Raw genomic sequence first — 16,388 nt, 5'->3', positions numbered from 1 at the left:
GACCCCCTTCGTGTATTTGAGAGCCGTCTTCAGGAAGCCGCGCATGCAGAAAGGTAAAGATCTCACCCTCCGCCTGATGATCGTCGACGACAGTGTCGAGAGCGCGGAGGCGATCGTGACCGCGTTGCGCAACGGCGGCATTGCAGTGCGTCCATCGCGGCCGCAGACTCTGGAAGACCTCGCCAGCATGTTGTCCGGCCAGATCGATCTGGCCCTGCATGGCCAGGCGCTGCAGATTCCGATGAGCGCCCTGCAGCAGCAGATCGCGAGCAGCGGCAAGGACATTCCGATCATTCTGCTGGCCGAACGAATCGAAGAAAACGCGTTGGTCGAAGCCGCTTCGCACGGCATTCGCGCGCTCGTGCTGCGGCATCGTCCCGAGCATCTGCTGGCACTGGTGCGTTCGGAATGGGCCGATCTGCAGGCCCGGCGCGGACTGCGCCGCATCGAAGCGCAGATGCGCGAAACCGAGCGGCGGTGCGATGCCTTGATCGCCTCTTCGCGCGACCCCATCGCCTACGTGCACGAGGGCATGCACATCCGTGCCAACGAGGCGTATCTGGAGATGTTCGGCTTCGAATCGTTCGAGGATGTCGAGGGCGTGTCGTTGTTGGACATGATCGCCGCGCAATACGTCGACGATTTCAAGCAATTGCTCAAGTCGCTGTCCAAGGGCGAACCGCCGCCGGCGCAGTACAAGGTCGACGCACGCCGGCTGGAAGGCGACACCTTCCCGGCGACGATGGAATTTGCCACCGCCACGTATGAAGGCGAGCCGTGCATCCAGGTGGTGTTCCGCCGCCGCGAGGAATTCGACCCGGAACTGGCACGCGAGGTCGAAGATCTGCGCCAACGCGATCAGGTCACCGGTCTGCTCAACCGGCCGACCTTCATGGTCGCGCTGGAACAGGCGGTGGCACGGGCCAGTCGCAGCGAAGGCCAATCCGGCTTCCTGCTGATCGAGCCGGACCATTACGCGCGGTTATTGCCCGAAATCGGCCTGGATTCGGCCGACGCGTTGATCGCCGCCCTGGCCGCGCACGTGGCCAGCGTGCTGGATGACAGCGTGGTGGCGGCGCGCTTCGGCGAGCACAGCTTTGCGTTGCTGATGGACGGCAACTACGCGCGCACCCACGCATTAGCTGAAATGGTGCGCGATGCGTTCGCGCAGCATGTCTTCAGCATCGGCGCGCGCTCGGCCACGGTCACGGTGAGCATCGGGGGCGTGCAGATTGGCGAAAAGATCGCCAGCATCGGCCAGGTGCTCAATCGTGGCACCGAGGCGGTACGCACCACTGCCGAGCTCGGCGGCAATGCACTCAGCATCTATGACCCGGCCGCCTCTGATCGCGCCGAAGAAGAACGCATCGAACGTTGGGTAGAACAGCTGCGCGAAGCACTGGTCGGCGATGGCTTCTCGCTGCACTACCAGCCTGTGCTCAACCTGCAGGGCGAACCGGTGGAGTTGTACCAGGCGTTTCTGCGGCTGGAACGCAATGGCGAAATCATGTCGCCGAACGCGTTTATCGCCATCGCCGAAGAGCACGACCTGATCACCGAAATCGACCGCTGGGTGGTGGCGCGCGCGATTCGCCAGCTCGGCGAGCGGCAGCGTGCCGGACACAAGACACACCTGTTGGTGCGGATCGGACCGAACTCGTTCTCCGACCCACAGATGATCGACACCATCCGCGAGCAGTTGGCGGTGTACGGCGTGCCCGGCGAGCGGCTGTGGTTGCAGACGCCGGAGTCGAAGGTGTTCACGCATCTGCGCAACGCCCAGCAGTTTCTGGCCTCGCTGTCTTCGATGGGCTGCAAGGTAGGGCTGGAACAATTCGGTTCTGGCCTGGATTCGTTCCAGTTGCTGGCGCACTTCCAGCCGGCATTTCTCAAGCTGGATCGCGGTATCACCGGCGATGTCGCATCGGCCCGCGAAAGTCAGGAAAAAATTCGCGAGATCACCTCGCGCGCGCAACCGGCAGGCATTCTCACCGTGGCCGAATTCGTGGCCGATGCGCAGTCGATGAGCAGCTTCTTCAGTGCCGGCGTGGACTATGTGCAAGGCGACTTCGTCGCACCGACCGGGCCGTTGATGAACTACGAGTTCGGCTGAAGGCCTGGTTGGCAGTCACGCAGTCGTTCTGGCTGAAACCATGCACACCGACCATCCTGACTGGTCCTTGCCCGCCCACCGTCGCGGGACCTTACGCGGCATGGATGCCGCGTAAGAGCCTACACGGACGTACTTGCGGCGTGTCCCGCGAGGGTGGGCGGGCAAGGGCCCTGCAGCCAATCAACAGATCAGCAGCTCTACAACCGATCTATCCGCGCTGACCAGCCAATTCAAAACAATCGACAGCAGTGCAGCCTTATCGCGCAGCGCCGTTCGCGGCACGCAGCGCAGCGATGCGCTCGGTCAGCGGCGGATGGCTCAGGAACAGACGACGCAGGCCATCGCCGACGCCACCGGAGATCCCGAACGCCTGCACCTGCGAAGGCAAGGTGTTCTGGCCGTGATTGAGCGACAAGCGCTCCAGCGCGGCGATCATCTTGCTACGCCCTGCCAGCTGCGCACCACCGGCATCGGCGCGAAACTCGCGACGGCGCGAAAACCACATTGCGATCATGGTCGCGAACAAGCCGAATACCATCTCCAGCGCGAACACGATGATGTAATACGCAAAACCGCGGCCACCTTCGCGATTGCTGGAGATGGCGCCGTCGATGACACCGCCGACCACACGCGCCAGCACGATCACGAAGGTATTGAGCACGCCTTGCAGCAGCGCCATGGTCACCATGTCGCCGTTGGCGACGTGCGCGATTTCATGACCCAATACCGCTTCGGCCTCGTCCTGGCTCATGTTCTGCAGCAAGCCGGTGGACACCGCCACCAAGGCATTGTTGCGGTTGGCACCGGTGGCGAAGGCGTTGATCTCCGGGCCGTCGTAGACCGCCACCTCCGGCATGCCGATGCCGGCCGCCTGCGCCTGGCGACGCACGGTCTCCAGCAGCCAGCGCTCGGTCGGCGTGCGCGGCTCGGTGATGACATGGGCGCCGGTGCCGCGCTTGGCCATGAACTTGGACAGCAGCAAAGAAACGAGCGACCCACCAAAACCGAACACGGCCGCCATCACCAACAAGCCGCTCATCTGCGCGGGATTGACGCCCAGCACGGACATGACGATGCCGGCCAGCATCAGCACCGCAAAATTGGTCAGCAGAAACAGGAAAATGCGGTTGAACATGGCGCGATGACTCCACACATGCGGGAATGAACTGCTGCGGATTTGCGGCCGCCAGCGCTTGAAATCAAGCAAGCATCTGACCGACGATTCAGCTGCCCATGTCATCACCCAGCTACCGCGGCCGCTTTGCGCCCTCCCCCACCGGCCCCCTGCACTTCGGCTCCCTGCTGGCGGCCTTCGGCAGCTGGCTGCTCGCGCGGCATGCCGGAGGTGAGTGGTGCGTGCGCATCGAAGACATCGACCCGCCGCGCGCCGAGCCCGGCGCCACCCAACGCCAGTTGCGCACGTTGGCGGCATTCGGGCTGAGCTCGGACATCCCGGTGATGTATCAATCCGATCGCGACGCGCAGTACGCCGCCGCTCTGACCACGTTGCTGGAGGCCGGGCTGGCCTTCGAATGCAGCTGCAGCCGCGCCGATCTTGCGGGCATGGACGGCATCCACCACGCCTGTGTGGCGCCGCTGAGTACCCGCCGCGCGGTGCGCCTGCGGGTGCCGCCGCAGGCGCCGGTCGGCTTCGACGACGCACTGCAGGGCCACGTGGTGCAGGACGTGTATGCCGAGATTGGCGACGTGGTGCTGCGCCGCGCCGATGGCTATTGGGCCTACCAGCTGGCTGTGGTGGTGGACGATGCCGGGCAAGCCATCACCGATGTGGTGCGTGGCGCGGACCTGCTCGACTCCACCCCGCGCCAGCTGCTGCTGCAGCGCGCCCTGGGCCTGCCGCAGCCGCGCTATCTGCATCTGCCGCTGATCCTGGATGGCGACGGCCGCAAGCTGTCCAAGTCGCATGACGCCCCCGCACTCGACGATGCCGACCCGCTGCCGGCCCTGCACGCCGCCTGGGCCGCACTAGGACAGAACGCGGCAGCGCTGCCGCGGCATGCTGCAGTCGACACGCTGCTGCAACATGCCGTGCAGCATTTTTCGCCTCAACTGCTGCCCCGCCACCACCTCCGAACGTGACCGAACGCGCATCACAGCGCCGGCGTGACTAGAATTGCGACCCAGCACCGGCAACCGGGCGCGGCGCCAGTGTCCGCGTCCCACTCGCCTACCATCTGTTCATTGGAGTCGTCATGACATCTCGCGTCGCATTGATTACCGGCGGCACCGGCGGCATCGGTACCGCCATCTGCAAGCGCCTGGCCGACCAGGGGCACCGGGTCGCCAGCAATTTCCGCAATGCCGAAAAAGGCCGCGCATGGCAGCAGCGCATGCAGGCGCAGGGCTACGAGTTCGCCCTGTTTCGCGGCGATGTGGCCTCCTCCGAGCATGCGCGCGCCTTGGTCGAAGAAGTGGAAGCCTCACTGGGGCCGATCGAAATACTGGTCAACAACGCAGGCATCACCCGCGATACCACCTTCCACCGCATGACCGCCGAGCAGTGGCACGAGGTCATCAATACCAACCTGAACTCGGTCTTCAACGTCACCCGCCCGGTGATCGAGGGCATGCGCAAGCGCGGCTGGGGCCGGGTGATCCAGATCAGCTCCATCAACGGATTGAAAGGCCAGTACGGGCAGGCCAACTACGCCGCCGCCAAGGCCGGCATGCACGGCTTCACGATCTCGCTGGCGCGCGAAAACGCGGCATTCGGGGTGACCGTCAACACTGTCTCGCCAGGCTACGTGGCCACCGACATGGTGATGGCGGTGCCGGAAGAGGTGCGTGCCAAGATCGTTGCCGACATCCCCACGGGGCGGCTGGGTCGCCCGGAAGAGATCGCCTACGCGGTGGCATTTCTGGTCGCAGAAGAGGCCGCCTGGATCACCGGATCCAACCTGGATATCAACGGCGGCCATCACATGGGCTGGTAGCGTTTGCTGCACCTTCGCGCTGCAGCATGAAATTTCCTTAGAAATCATGCTGCGCAGCATTTTTTAGGTGTCTGCTTAAGAAAATAAGGCCTTTTGCTGTTGCAAGCGCTGTTGCGGTGCGCCATCCTGCGCGCACTATCGTTGTGAGTGAACGTTCCATGGCCGGACTTCGCATCATCAAGAAGTATCCCAATCGCCGTCTTTACGACACGGAAATTTCCAGCTACATCACCATAGAGGATGTGCGTCAGCTCATCATCGACGGCGAAGAATTCGAAGTACGCGACGCCAAGAGTGGCGAAGACCTCAGTCGCGCCGTATTGCTGCAGATCATTGCCGACCGCGAACAGGACGGCGAGCCGATGCTCTCCACCCAGTTGCTGAGTCAGATCATCCGTTTCTACGGCGACTCGCTGCAAGGCTTCATGGGCAACTACCTGGAGCGCAGCATGCAGGTGTTCCTGGATCAGCAGCAGCAGTTCCGCCAGCAGATGGGCAACCTGCTTGGGCAGACCCCGTGGGCAATGATGAATCAGCTGACCGAGCGCAACCTGGAGTTGTGGCAGGAATTCCAGCGCAATTTCGGCGCCGGCTTCGGCCGCCCGGGCGGCCCTGGTACGCCGCCGACACCACCAGGTTCTTCTGGCATCGGCAGTGGCCCGATGGGCACCGGGACGCACAAGGGAACCGGTACACACGGCACGTCCAGCAACACGGGCACCACCGGCAAGGCCCGCAATCGCGGCTGAAAGACGACGGCTGCGCTGGAGCGTGACACGCTCCCGGCGCAGCCAGATCAGCGGCCGGCCTGCTCCGCGCAGGCCGAGCAGATTCGCTCCACGTGGTAGCCACGTGCACGCAGACGCTCTACCACGCCGTCGCTACCCAGCAGATGCAGCGTACCGACCACCACCAGCGTAGTTCCACTGCCTTTACTTAGCCGTTGCTCCAGGAGCGGCACCCAACGCGCATTGCGCTCGACGTTGATGTCCTGGTACAGCGCCGGGTATTGCCGACGCATGTCTTCGGCCATTTGCGTGGACAGCGTATGCACATCGCCATTGCGCCAGGCCGTGTGCAGCTGACGCACCTGATCGGTAGCCTCCGCCTCGTCCAGCGACTCTTCCAGCAACTGATGCTGCTCGGTGGGCGACATGCCATCGAGCATGGCGATCTGTTGTTCGGCGCGCTCCAGGCCATCGGCCGGTTTGCCCTTGGCCTGCGCCTGCTCCATCAGGTAATGATCCAGACCGGCGTTCGGGTCCATGCCTTGCCGGCTCATCTCGGCCAGGCTGATCGTCAAGGCGACAAACCAGGGCTCGAGTGGCTGCAGGGTGTCGAGCGACATGCCGTATTTGCGCGCGTAGGCGCTCAAGGCCTGCCAAGTTTTTGCATCGAGCGCGTCCTGCAACCGGCGCCCGTCGGTGCGCCGTGCCGCCTGCAGCATGCGGCCGGCCAGCTCCGGCGATTGCGCATCCGATGGCGGTAGTTCGAACACCAGCCGGTCGGCCTTGGCGAAGGCCTGCATGACGTCCGGCGACAGCGGGTAATCGCCGGGCTTGAGCACATGGAACGAGCCCAGCAGATACAACGTGCCGCCCTTGCCATCGACCTTCCACAACAACGGTACCGGTGGTCCGGCCGCAGCCTCACCGCCGGCACGCGCCCAGATCGGTACGACTGCCCCGCTCCACAGCGCCAGTCCGATCAGTGCGCTGCTGCACCATGTTGCAAATCGGGTTCGCGCGCTTGTCTTTACCACGTCGGTTTTCTCCACGTCAGTGCGGCACCTTGTAAGCCTTCTCGCCCGCTGACACGGCCAGGTCGATACGGTTTTCCGGTGGCGGCAACAGACAGGTCGCGAACGGCGTAAACGCGCACGGCGGGGTGTAGGCGCGATTGAAGTCGATCACCACATGTCCGGAGGCATCGGCGACATCCAGATCCAGAAAACGCCCGGCCGGGTAGCTCCCATGCCCGCTGGTACGGTCGGCGAACACCACGAACATCGGCCGCCCCGGCTCGCCGATAGTTTCCAGCCGATAGGGCTTGCCGTCGCGCTCGAATTCGACTGCCCCCGCGTTCGGCTGCTCGCTGCTGATGCCCACGATATCCACCACCGGGATGGTCTTGCCGACATCGTTGGGCACGTAGCGTCCGCTGATACGCCAGGACGGATCGACTGGCCAGTATTCCAAACCGGCGAAGCCGGTGCGCGATGGTGCATCGGCATGCTTGACCCGCAGCGCATTGCGGTCGCCGCGACGGATCAGGCTCAACACGCCCTTGCCGTCATCGAAATGGATCAAGGTCGGCTGTGGGTCGTCATCGGAGTGGAAGCGGATCCTGCCGGTCAGCGGTTTGCCATCGACGCTCAGCGCTACGCCGCGCTCGGGCACGAACCAGACCGTGTTGGCCTCGGAGGACACCATGCCCATCTTGGGCGGCCCGACCGCCAGCTTGATGCCGCTGTCGGCACTGCTGCCGATGTAGTGCGCTTTCAGCGATAGCCAGTGCAGGCCGACCAGACTGGTCCAGCCGTCTGGCGCACGCAGCTCTGCCAGGCGGGCTTCGCGCCAGGCGGCGTTGTCGGCCAGGAAGGTCTTGTCCAGGGCGACGGGCGCCGGCGGCGGCGGTGCGTCTCGCCCGCACCCGGCCAGCGTCATGAGCACCAGCATGCCGAGCAGCCAGTGCTTCCCCTTGCGCAACCCAGCCATCAACGCCCCCTGAGAAACCAACGATCGATTTCGCCCAGCGTAAACCGTGCCCAGGTCGGTCGGCCATGGTTGCATTGGCCGGAGCGTTCGGTGGCTTCCATATCGCGCAACAGTGCGTTCATTTCGGGCACGGTAAGGCGCCGATTCGCGCGTACCGCACCGTGGCAGGCCATAGTCGACAGCAGCTCGTCGCGCGCAGTGGCGATGCGGCGGCTCTGACCGTGTTCGCGCAGGTCGCCGAGCACATCGCGCAGCAGCGCTTCCGGCTCGGCATTGGCCAGCAGCGCGGGAATACTGCGCACATGCAGCGATTGCGGGCCGGCGCGGGTGATCTCGAAACCCAAGCTGGCCAGCGTATCGGCTTCGCGCTCGGCGGTGTCGGCTTCGCGCTCGCCCACTGCCAGCGTCATCGGCACCAGCAGCGGCTGCGCGTGCAGACCGATGCTGTCGTGCGCGTTCTTGAGCCGTTCGTAACCGATGCGTTCGTGCGCGGCGTGCATGTCCACCACGATCAAGCCTTCGGCGTTTTCAGCCAGGATGTAGATGCCATGCAATTGCGCAACGGCATAACCGAGCGGCGGTACACCGCTGTCTTGCGAGGTTGCCGGCAAGCCGCTGCCAGAGAAGGTTTGCATGGCCGCGGACTGCTGCTGTGCGCTGCCCGATGGCGGCGCGTACAGCGCGCTGTACGCGGCGCGCGCTTCATCCACGCGCAGGCCCAAGGGTGTTTGCGATGGCGTCCAGTTGCCGTAGCCGGTGCCGCCACCACTGCCGGTTGCGCCACCGTAGTTCGGAGTGTTGGCCATCCCACTCGGTGCAGCACCTGTATCGCTGGTGCCTTCCGTGCCGATGCTGTTTGGCATCGCGCCGGCACGCGTGTGCGCCAGCGCGTCCTGCAAGGTGCGATACACGAAATCGTGGATCAGCCGCGCCTCGCGGAAGCGCACCTCATGCTTGGCCGGGTGCACGTTGACGTCCACGCGCGCCGGGTCCAGTTCCAGAAACAACACATACGCCGGCTGGCGGCCATGGAACAGCACATCGCCATAGGCCATCTTCACCGCATGCGCCACGCTGCGATCGCGCACCGAACGGCCATTGACGTAGAGATATTGCTGGTCGGTACTGGCGCGCGAGTAATGCGGCTGCGCGACCCAACCATGCAGCCGCAGACCGGCGCCGCTGTGATCCACGCGCAAGGCCTGTCGTGCGAAATCTTCGCCCAAGGTTTCGCCAAGACGCGCATCCGAATACAGATCGCCTGGCTTGTAGCGGCGCGAGGGTTTGCCGTTATGCGAGACCCGCAATTCCACATCCGGCCGCGCCAGTGCCAACGAGCGCAGCCACTCTTCGATATGCCCGAGCTCGGTACGCTCGGCACGCAGGAACTTGCGCCGCGCCGGCACGTTATAGAACAGCTCGCGCACTTCCACCGTGGTGCCCGGCGCATGCGCACGCGGCGTCACCTCGCCCAGGCGCCCGCCTTCGATTTCCAACGCGGAGCCATGTTCGGCGTCGTGACGGCGCGAGACCAGGGTAAAGCGGCTGACCGAGGCGATCGATGGCAGGGCTTCACCGCGAAAACCGAGCGTGGCCACGGTTTCCAGATCGTCCAGCGAGGCGATCTTGCTGGTGGCATGCCGCGACACCGCCAACGGTAGTTCGTCCGGCGGGATGCCGCCGCCGTTGTCGCGGATACGGATCAAGCGCACGCCGCCTTCTTCGAGCTCGATATCCACGCGGGTGGCGCCGGCATCGAGCGCGTTTTCGACCAGTTCCTTGACCACCGATGCAGGCCGCTCGACCACTTCGCCGGCAGCAATCTGGTTGATCAGGATGTCGGGCAGCTGACGAATCGCCATCAGCGCAGGCACTCGCGCTGGTCGCAAACTGGGAAGCGCATCGAGGGTGTAGCAAGCAAAACAGACGTCGGCACGGCAATCCGGCGGCGCGCAGGCGCCGTCATCAAGGAATCAGTGCGGAATGATAGCCGAGCGGGTCAGCGGCTGCCGCCGGCCACGGTGCCGGCGCTTGCATCGGCTTCGGCCTGCGCACGCGCGGCGAACAGCGTGCCCGGCGGCGGCTGGCGGGTGAAGAAGGTATCGATGCCGTCCAGCACGGCCGAGGCGATCTTGCGCTGGTAGGCCGGATCGATCAGGCGACGCTCTTCATCCGGATTGGAGATGAAGGCGGTCTCCACCAGCATCGCCGGCATGTCCGAGGTCCGCAGTACCGCGAAGTTGGCGCGTTCCAGAAACGGCTTGTGGTTGTTGCCGATCCGCTTGAGCCCGCCCAGCACATGGCCGGCGGCATCTTCGGAAGCCTTCATGTGGCCGCTTTGCGCCAGATCCAGCAAGACGTTGGCAAGCGTGCTTTCGGTTTGCTGCAAGCGCACGCCACCCACCAGGTCGGCAGCATTTTCCTTGTCGGCCAGCCAGCGTGCGCGCTGCGAGGAGGCGCCCTTGGTCGACAGCACGTAGACGGATGAACCGGTTGCGCTGCGATTTTCTGCGGCGTCGGCGTGGATCGAAATGAAGATGTCGGCCTTGGCGGCGCGCGCTTTTTGCGCACGCATCGGCAGCGGAATGAACACGTCGGTGTCGCGCGTCATGTACGCCTTCATGCCGGGCGTGGCATTGATCTGGCGTGCCAGTTCGCGGCCGACCGCCAGGGTGACGTCTTTTTCGCGCTTGCCGGTGGGGCCCATCGCACCCGGGTCCTGGCCACCGTGGCCGGGATCGATTGCCACGATCAACGGGCGCATGCCCGGCGCCATCTTGATCCGCGAGGCTTCGCTGGGCAGGACCGGGCGCGGTGGGATATCGTCGCTGTCTGTGCCCGCAACCACGCCTGAGGCCGCGTTCGGCATGGCTGCCGCGGTGTTGCCAGGTGCAGCGCCCATCGGCGCAGTGCCACCGTTCAAGATCGCAGCGGGCGATGCGCTGCCGCCAGTCATCGCCACGCCTGTGGGTGCATTGGCAGTGGTGACCGTGACGCGATTGGGCGTATTGCTGCCGGCGCTTGCCGGCATAGCCGTACTGGTCGTCACCGCGCTCGTGGCAACGCCGGGACGCGGCGTCGGCACGCCAGTGGCGACCGTTGTCGGAACGGGTGCCGTTGTGACGGTAGGCATGGCCGATGCAGGCACGTACGCCGCTGGTGCTGGCGGCGGTGGCGCGGATGAGGCGCGCTGCGCAGATGCAGCCAAGGCTGCAGTCGCACGCGCTGCTTCCGCCTCTGCATTCACCGGCTGCGCCGTGACCGGGCGCGGCACCGGCATTGCTGCAGGCGCTGTCGCCGTGGTGGCGGCCGTGGCCGCAACCGGCGTCGGATCGCCCGGCCACTCGATCACCAAGGTCGAGGCACTGCCCAGCGTCTGCATCTGCGGCTTCAGCGGCGTGACCGGCGTTGCCAGCTCGAACACCACCCGGAACGTGCCGGGCACCGGCTGGCCAGTACGCACCGAAGTCACCAGACCGGCAGCGGCAGGCAGCTTGAGACCACGCACGCCCGCAGAATCGGGAAAATCCACCACCAACCGATTGGGGTTGGCCAACGACAGCGTCTTGAAGCCGCCGCTGCCGGCAAGCTGAATCTCGGCGCGCGTGCCGGTTGCACCGGTGCTGACACCAACGCTCTTGATTTCGCCGGCCCACGCAGCAAAAACCGCCAGGCTCAGGCTGGCGGTCAGGGCAGAAACACAGAACTGGCGGATCCCCGGTGTCATGGGGCTGGATTCAATCACCCAATAGTGTCAATTGCAAGGTGATTTCCCTTAATAATCCACAACCTGGCGTTCATTGTTCTTGTGAGCCGACAGAAAGCGCCTGCAACTCGGGGTGTTGTAGCAGACGTACCAGCCAGCCGCGCCCGGTTTCGCTACGGCCCAGCAGCTTGACGCTGCGACCCTCGCCTTCAACGGCCAGTTCTACGTCCAGATCCACCGGCGGCAGTGCGCCTGCGCCACGTTCCGGCCATTCGACCAGCCACAGGCTCGCGCTGCCCTCGTCGAGCCCGAGAAAGTCCAATTCGCCGGCATGCCCGATGCGGTACAGATCCAGGTGCCAGGCCTCGTCGCCGGTACTGAGCGGATAGCGCTCGACCAAGGTGTAGGTGGGGCTGCGGATCGGCCCGGTAACGCCGAGTGCGCGCAACAGCGCGCGCGCCAGGGTGGATTTGCCGGCACCAAGATCGCCATGCAGCTGCACCATCGCAGTCGTGGGTCGCACTGCGGCCAGGGCCTGGCCCAGGGTTTCGGTGGCCTGCGCATCGACCAATTGTGCGGTGAGTTGGCTCATGCAATGGCTCCGGCGTTGGCGAGGCGGCGCAGTTCGGGTAACAAATCCGTTGGCAGCAGGCCGCGCTCGCCATCGCGCGCGGCCGCGTCGCCAGCGCAGGCATGCAACAAAGCGCCCAGGCTGGCGGCATCGAGCGGCGACCAGCCCTGCGCCAGCAAGGCCGCGATCACGCCGGTCAGTAGATCGCCCATACCGCCGACCGCCATGCCTGGATTGCCGGCGTCGATGATGCGTGGCACCGAATGCGGCGCGGCGATGACGCTGCCGGCGCCCTTGAGCACCACAACTGCGTCGAAGCGCTTGGCCAAGGCGTCTGCGGCGGCCAGGCGATTGTGCTGGACTTGTGCAGTAGACAGGCCGAGCAGACGGCCGGCCTCGCCAGGATGCGGGGTCAACACACGCGGGCCGCGGCTCGGCACTGCGTTGGAAGCCAGCAGATTCAGGCCATCGGCATCGATGACGACCGCGGTATCCGAGGCAAGCACCGCATGCCACAACGCCTGCGCCCAGGCGTCCTGACCCAGGCCCGGCCCCAGTGCGACCACATCGGCCGCATCGGCCAATGCGGCGATGTCTTCGTCGGCCTGCACCGCGCGCACCATCGCTTCCGGGCAGCGCGCCAATAGCGGCGCCACGTGCTCGGCGCGGGTGGCGACCTGCACCAGCCCGGCGCCGCTGCGCAAGGCCGCTTCGGCGGTGAGCATGATCGCGCCGCCGCTGCCGAGATTGCCGCCCACGCACAGCACCCGCCCGGATTCGCCCTTGTGCGTATTGCGTCGGCGCGGCCGCAACTGTGCGGCCAAGGCGTCGATGTCCCAACTGTGTGCGGCAGGCTCCAGCCCATCGAATGCGGCATCCGGCACCTCAAGCGAGACAATCGCGCGCTCGCCGGCATGCTCCAGCGCATCGCCGGTGTACAGCCCGATATGCGGCACGATGAACTGCAAGGTGACCTCTGCGCGCACCGCGGCATCGAAGGCCACGCCGTGATCGGCATCGATGCCGCTGGGCACATCCAGCGCGAACACCGGCACGCCGGCTGCGTTGATGGCCTCGATCAATGACGCGGTGTCAGCATCGGGCGCGCGGTTGAGGCCGATGCCGAACAGCGCATCGACGATCACATCGGCCTGCGCCAGCGGAGACGGAAACAATGCGATCGCGCCACCAACGCCCAGGTAATCGGTGCAGGCCCGCTGTGCCAGCGCCGAGGCCGGGCCGTGCTCGGGTAGATGCACCACTCGTACATCACGCCCGGCCCGCTGGGCGAGGCGCGCCAGTACATAGCCATCGCCACCGTTGTTGCCGGTGCCGCACACCACCACGATGCGGCGCGCTTGCGGCCAGCGTTCAAGCAGGTAATGCCAGGCGGCCTGCCCGGCGCGTTGCATCAACAGATAGCCATCGCCACCGAGCAGCGCGGTGGCCTGCGCATCCAGCCGGCGCGCAGCGGCGGTGTCGTAAAGATCGAGCGGTACGTACATGCCGGGAATTCTATACTTGTCACCATGTCTGCCGTCCTCGCCCGCTCCGACCCCACCGACGCTGCCGCGCGCATCCGTACGCTTGCGCGCGAGGCCGGCTTTCAACGCTGCGGCATCACCGGCATCGAGCTGGGCGAAGACGAGGTACATCTGCGCAGCTGGCTGGAAGAAGGCCTGTACGGGACCATGCACTGGATGGCCCAGCACGGCGACAAGCGTTCGCGCCCGCAGGAGCTGGTGCCCGGCACCTTGCGCGTGTTGTCGGTAGGCATGGACTACGGCCGCAAGGACGACACCGAAGCCTGGAACACCTTGCACGACGGGCGCCGCGCCTATGTGGCGCGGTATGCGCTGGGGCGCGATTACCACAAGCTGATGCGTAACCGGCTGCAGAAACTGGCCGAGCGCATCCAGGGCGAAGTCGGCGCGTTCGGCTATCGCGTGTTTGTCGATTCCGCACCGGTGCTGGAGCGCGCACTGGCGCGCAACGCCGGATTGGGCTGGATCGGCAAACACACCTGCCTGATCGACCGCAATGGCGGTTCGTGGTTCTTTCTGGGCGAGATCTACCTCGATCTGCCCTTGCCCATCGATACCCCCGCCACCGCGCATTGCGGCACCTGCACGCGCTGCATCGACATCTGCCCGACCCAGGCCATCATCGCCCCGTACCGGCTGGATGCGCGCCGCTGCATCGCCTATCTCACCATCGAACACGATGGCGCAATCCCCGAGCAGATGCGCAAGCCGATCGGCAACCGCATCTTCGGTTGCGACGACTGCCAGCTGGTCTGCCCCTGGAACAAGTTCGCCCAGCGCACCGACGAAGCCGATTTCCGCGCCCGCAACGACCTGGATGTGGCGACGCTGCCGCAGCTGTTCACCTGGGACACGGAAGAATTCCTGCGCCGCACCGAAGGCAGCCCCATCCGCCGCAGCGGCCACGAACGCTGGCTGCGCAATATCGCAGTGGGGCTGGGCAATGCGCCCGGCACGCCGGAGGTGTTGGCGGCGCTGGAAGCCCGTCGCAACGACGATTCGGAACTGGTACGCGAACACGTGGGTTGGGCGCTGGCGCAACACGGTCTGTGAGCGTCCGCGTGATGCGCTCACGCATGCGCATCGCCGCTGCGGGATAATGCGGCGATGGCCGACCGCAACGAACAGATCCTCACCCCCAGCCAGCTCAACACGCTGGCACGCGATCTGCTGGAAGGCAGCTTCCCGCTGGTCTGGGTGGAAGCAGAGCTGAGTAGCGTCACGCGCCCCTCTTCGGGCCATCTGTATTTCACGCTCAAGGACGCACGTGCGCAGATCCGTTGCGCGATGTTCAAGCCCAAGAGCACCTGGCTGAAGTTCCAGCCGCGCGAAGGCCTGCGCGTGCTCGCACGCGGACGTCTCACCCTGTACGAGGCACGCGGCGACTACCAGCTGGTGCTGGACCACATGGAAGAAGCCGGCGAAGGCGCCTTGCGCCGCGCCTTCGACGAGCTGCGCGCACGCCTGGCCGCCGAAGGCCTGTTCGATGCCGAGCGCAAGCAGCCGTTGCCGGCGCATGTGCGGCGGCTGGCAGTGATCACCTCACCCAGCGGTGCGGCGGTGCGCGACGTGCTCAGCGTGCTGGCGCGACGTTTCCCGCTGCTGGAAGTGGACCTGCTGCCCTCGCTGGTACAAGGCGACAGCGCCGCCGCGCAGATCACCTCGCTGCTGCAGCGCGCAGACGCCTCCGGGCGCTACGACGTCATTTTGATCACCCGCGGCGGCGGCTCGCTGGAAGATCTCTGGGCGTTCAACGACGAGCGCCTGGCCCGCGCAATTGCCGCCGCGCAGACACCGGTGGTGTCGGCGGTTGGTCACGAGACCGACTTCAGCCTGAGCGACTTCGTTGCCGATGTGCGTGCGCCCACGCCCTCCGTGGCCGCCGAGTTGCTGGTGCCCGATCAACGCGAGCTGGTCGCCCGCGTGCGGCGTGCACATGCGCGCATGGCTCAGCTGCAACAACACGCGCTGGGCAACGCGATGCAGCGCGCCGACCGGCTTGCATTGCGTCTGCGTGCGCATAGCCCTCAGGCGCGGCTGCAACTGCTACACCGCCGCCAGGAGGATGCCGGCCGCCAGTTGCGTGCACGCATGACCCAGGTACTGGAGCGGCTGCAAGCACGTGTGCAACGTGGGCAGGCACGCCTGCATGCGCACAACCCGCAACGCGATCTGGCTAACTTGCAGCAGCGCCTGCAGGCCTTGCATCCGCAGGCAGCCATGCAGCGACGCTTGCAACACGATCAACTGCGGCTGCGTGGTCTTGCGCGCTCGCTGGAAGCGGTCAGCCCGCTAGCCACGGTGGCGCGCGGCTATGCGATCGTGACCCGCCCCACCGATGGCAGCGTGGTACGCAGCGCTGGCGAGGTGAGTCCCGGCGAGCGCCTGCGTGCGCAGCTGGCTGATGGCAGCATCGAGGTACGCGTAGAACGCAGCGAAGCTAAGAGCAGCTGACACACCCTCTTGAACGCTGTATCGATGGCGGCAACATGTTTGGCGCACTCGGCTTCGTTGACGCGTGGAGTGATGTCCAGAATGGCAGCGACAATGGCAGCGACATTGATCGAATCGAAAAGCGCTGATCAGACCGCCCGTCATCGGACAAAACTCGCGACATGCACCGCTCGCACCAAGCGCACCGACCTTCCCGACTGGTCCTTGCCCGCCCACCGTCGCGGGACCTTACGCGGCATGGATGCCGCGTAAGAGCCTACATGGACGTACTTGCGGCGTGTCCCGCGACGGTGGGCGGGCAAGGGCCCTGCAGCCAAGCCGCAGATCAG

Annotated in this window: 13 protein-coding genes; 6 read left to right on the top strand and 7 right to left on the bottom strand. The window is 65.5% G+C overall.

Annotated features, from left to right (window positions below; all coding sequences use genetic code 11):
• The first annotated feature begins 43 nt into the window (after positions 1-43).
• Positions 44-2,113, top strand: a complete 2,070-nt coding sequence (locus ABS769_RS00980; RefSeq protein WP_317062493.1) for a GGDEF/EAL domain-containing response regulator — start codon at positions 44-46, stop codon at positions 2,111-2,113.
• Positions 2,114-2,369: 256 nt separating this feature from the next.
• On the opposite strand, the gene htpX is transcribed toward ABS769_RS00980, so the two are convergent.
• Positions 2,370-3,248 carry a protease HtpX gene (htpX, locus tag ABS769_RS00975; RefSeq protein ID WP_317062492.1) on the bottom strand — a complete coding sequence of 293 codons (879 nt, stop codon included), beginning with the start codon at positions 3,246-3,248 and terminating at the stop codon, positions 2,370-2,372.
• Positions 3,249-3,346: 98 nt separating this feature from the next.
• Here htpX and gluQRS point away from each other — a divergent pair, with 98 nt between their 5' ends.
• The 3 genes from gluQRS to phaR all read left to right on the top strand — a co-directional run bounded on the left by gluQRS (position 3,347) and on the right by phaR (position 5,816).
• Positions 3,347-4,213, top strand: coding sequence for a tRNA glutamyl-Q(34) synthetase GluQRS (gluQRS, locus tag ABS769_RS00970; protein ID WP_317062491.1), 867 nt, complete (start codon positions 3,347-3,349; stop codon positions 4,211-4,213).
• Between the two features lie 113 nt (positions 4,214-4,326).
• Positions 4,327-5,067: a beta-ketoacyl-ACP reductase gene (locus ABS769_RS00965; RefSeq protein WP_023904227.1), complete on the top strand. Its 741-nt coding sequence runs from the start codon at positions 4,327-4,329 to the stop codon at positions 5,065-5,067.
• A gap of 158 nt (positions 5,068-5,225) precedes the next feature.
• Positions 5,226-5,816, top strand: coding sequence for a polyhydroxyalkanoate synthesis repressor PhaR (gene phaR / locus ABS769_RS00960; protein ID WP_023904228.1), 591 nt, complete (start codon positions 5,226-5,228; stop codon positions 5,814-5,816).
• A gap of 47 nt (positions 5,817-5,863) precedes the next feature.
• Here phaR and ABS769_RS00955 read toward each other — a convergent pair whose 3' ends face one another.
• The 6 genes from ABS769_RS00955 to ABS769_RS00930 form a co-directional block, all read right to left on the bottom strand.
• Positions 5,864-6,829 (bottom strand): TraB/GumN family protein, encoded by a 966-nt coding sequence (locus ABS769_RS00955; RefSeq protein ID WP_317062489.1) that lies wholly within the window; start codon positions 6,827-6,829, stop codon positions 5,864-5,866.
• A gap of 16 nt (positions 6,830-6,845) precedes the next feature.
• Positions 6,846-7,784, bottom strand: coding sequence for a DUF1684 domain-containing protein (locus tag ABS769_RS00950; RefSeq protein WP_317062488.1), 939 nt, complete (start codon positions 7,782-7,784; stop codon positions 6,846-6,848).
• The gene (mutL, locus tag ABS769_RS00945) at positions 7,784-9,646 is read right to left on the bottom strand and encodes a DNA mismatch repair endonuclease MutL (protein ID WP_317062487.1); all 1,863 of its coding nucleotides are present in this window, start codon (positions 9,644-9,646) and stop codon (positions 7,784-7,786) included. The genes ABS769_RS00950 and mutL overlap by 1 nt, the downstream gene beginning before the upstream one ends.
• A gap of 137 nt (positions 9,647-9,783) precedes the next feature.
• Positions 9,784-11,511, bottom strand: coding sequence for an N-acetylmuramoyl-L-alanine amidase (locus tag ABS769_RS00940; protein ID WP_317062485.1), 1,728 nt, complete (start codon positions 11,509-11,511; stop codon positions 9,784-9,786).
• Between the two features lie 70 nt (positions 11,512-11,581).
• Positions 11,582-12,082, bottom strand: coding sequence for a tRNA (adenosine(37)-N6)-threonylcarbamoyltransferase complex ATPase subunit type 1 TsaE (tsaE, locus tag ABS769_RS00935; protein ID WP_317062484.1), 501 nt, complete (start codon positions 12,080-12,082; stop codon positions 11,582-11,584).
• On the bottom strand, positions 12,079-13,566 hold the full coding sequence (locus ABS769_RS00930; protein WP_317062483.1) for an NAD(P)H-hydrate dehydratase: 1,488 nt from the start codon (positions 13,564-13,566) through the stop codon (positions 12,079-12,081). Before ABS769_RS00930 ends, tsaE begins: the two co-directional genes overlap by 4 nt.
• A 24-nt stretch (positions 13,567-13,590) precedes the next feature.
• Between ABS769_RS00930 and queG the strand changes: the two genes are divergently transcribed.
• A complete protein-coding gene (gene queG / locus ABS769_RS00925) occupies positions 13,591-14,658 on the top strand; it encodes a tRNA epoxyqueuosine(34) reductase QueG (protein ID WP_317062481.1) in 1,068 nt (355 codons plus the stop codon).
• A 54-nt stretch (positions 14,659-14,712) separates the two neighbouring features.
• Complete coding sequence (xseA, locus tag ABS769_RS00920; protein WP_317062479.1) at positions 14,713-16,059, top strand: exodeoxyribonuclease VII large subunit; 1,347 nt, start codon at positions 14,713-14,715, stop codon at positions 16,057-16,059.
• Positions 16,060-16,388 lie beyond the last annotated feature (329 nt).

The sequence above is a fragment of the Xanthomonas hortorum genome (genome assembly GCF_040279205.1).
Classification (GTDB): domain Bacteria; phylum Pseudomonadota; class Gammaproteobacteria; order Xanthomonadales; family Xanthomonadaceae; genus Xanthomonas; species Xanthomonas hortorum_F.
The sequence above is the reverse complement of the archived record's forward strand: the minus strand, read 5'-3'. Positions and strand labels throughout refer to the sequence as shown.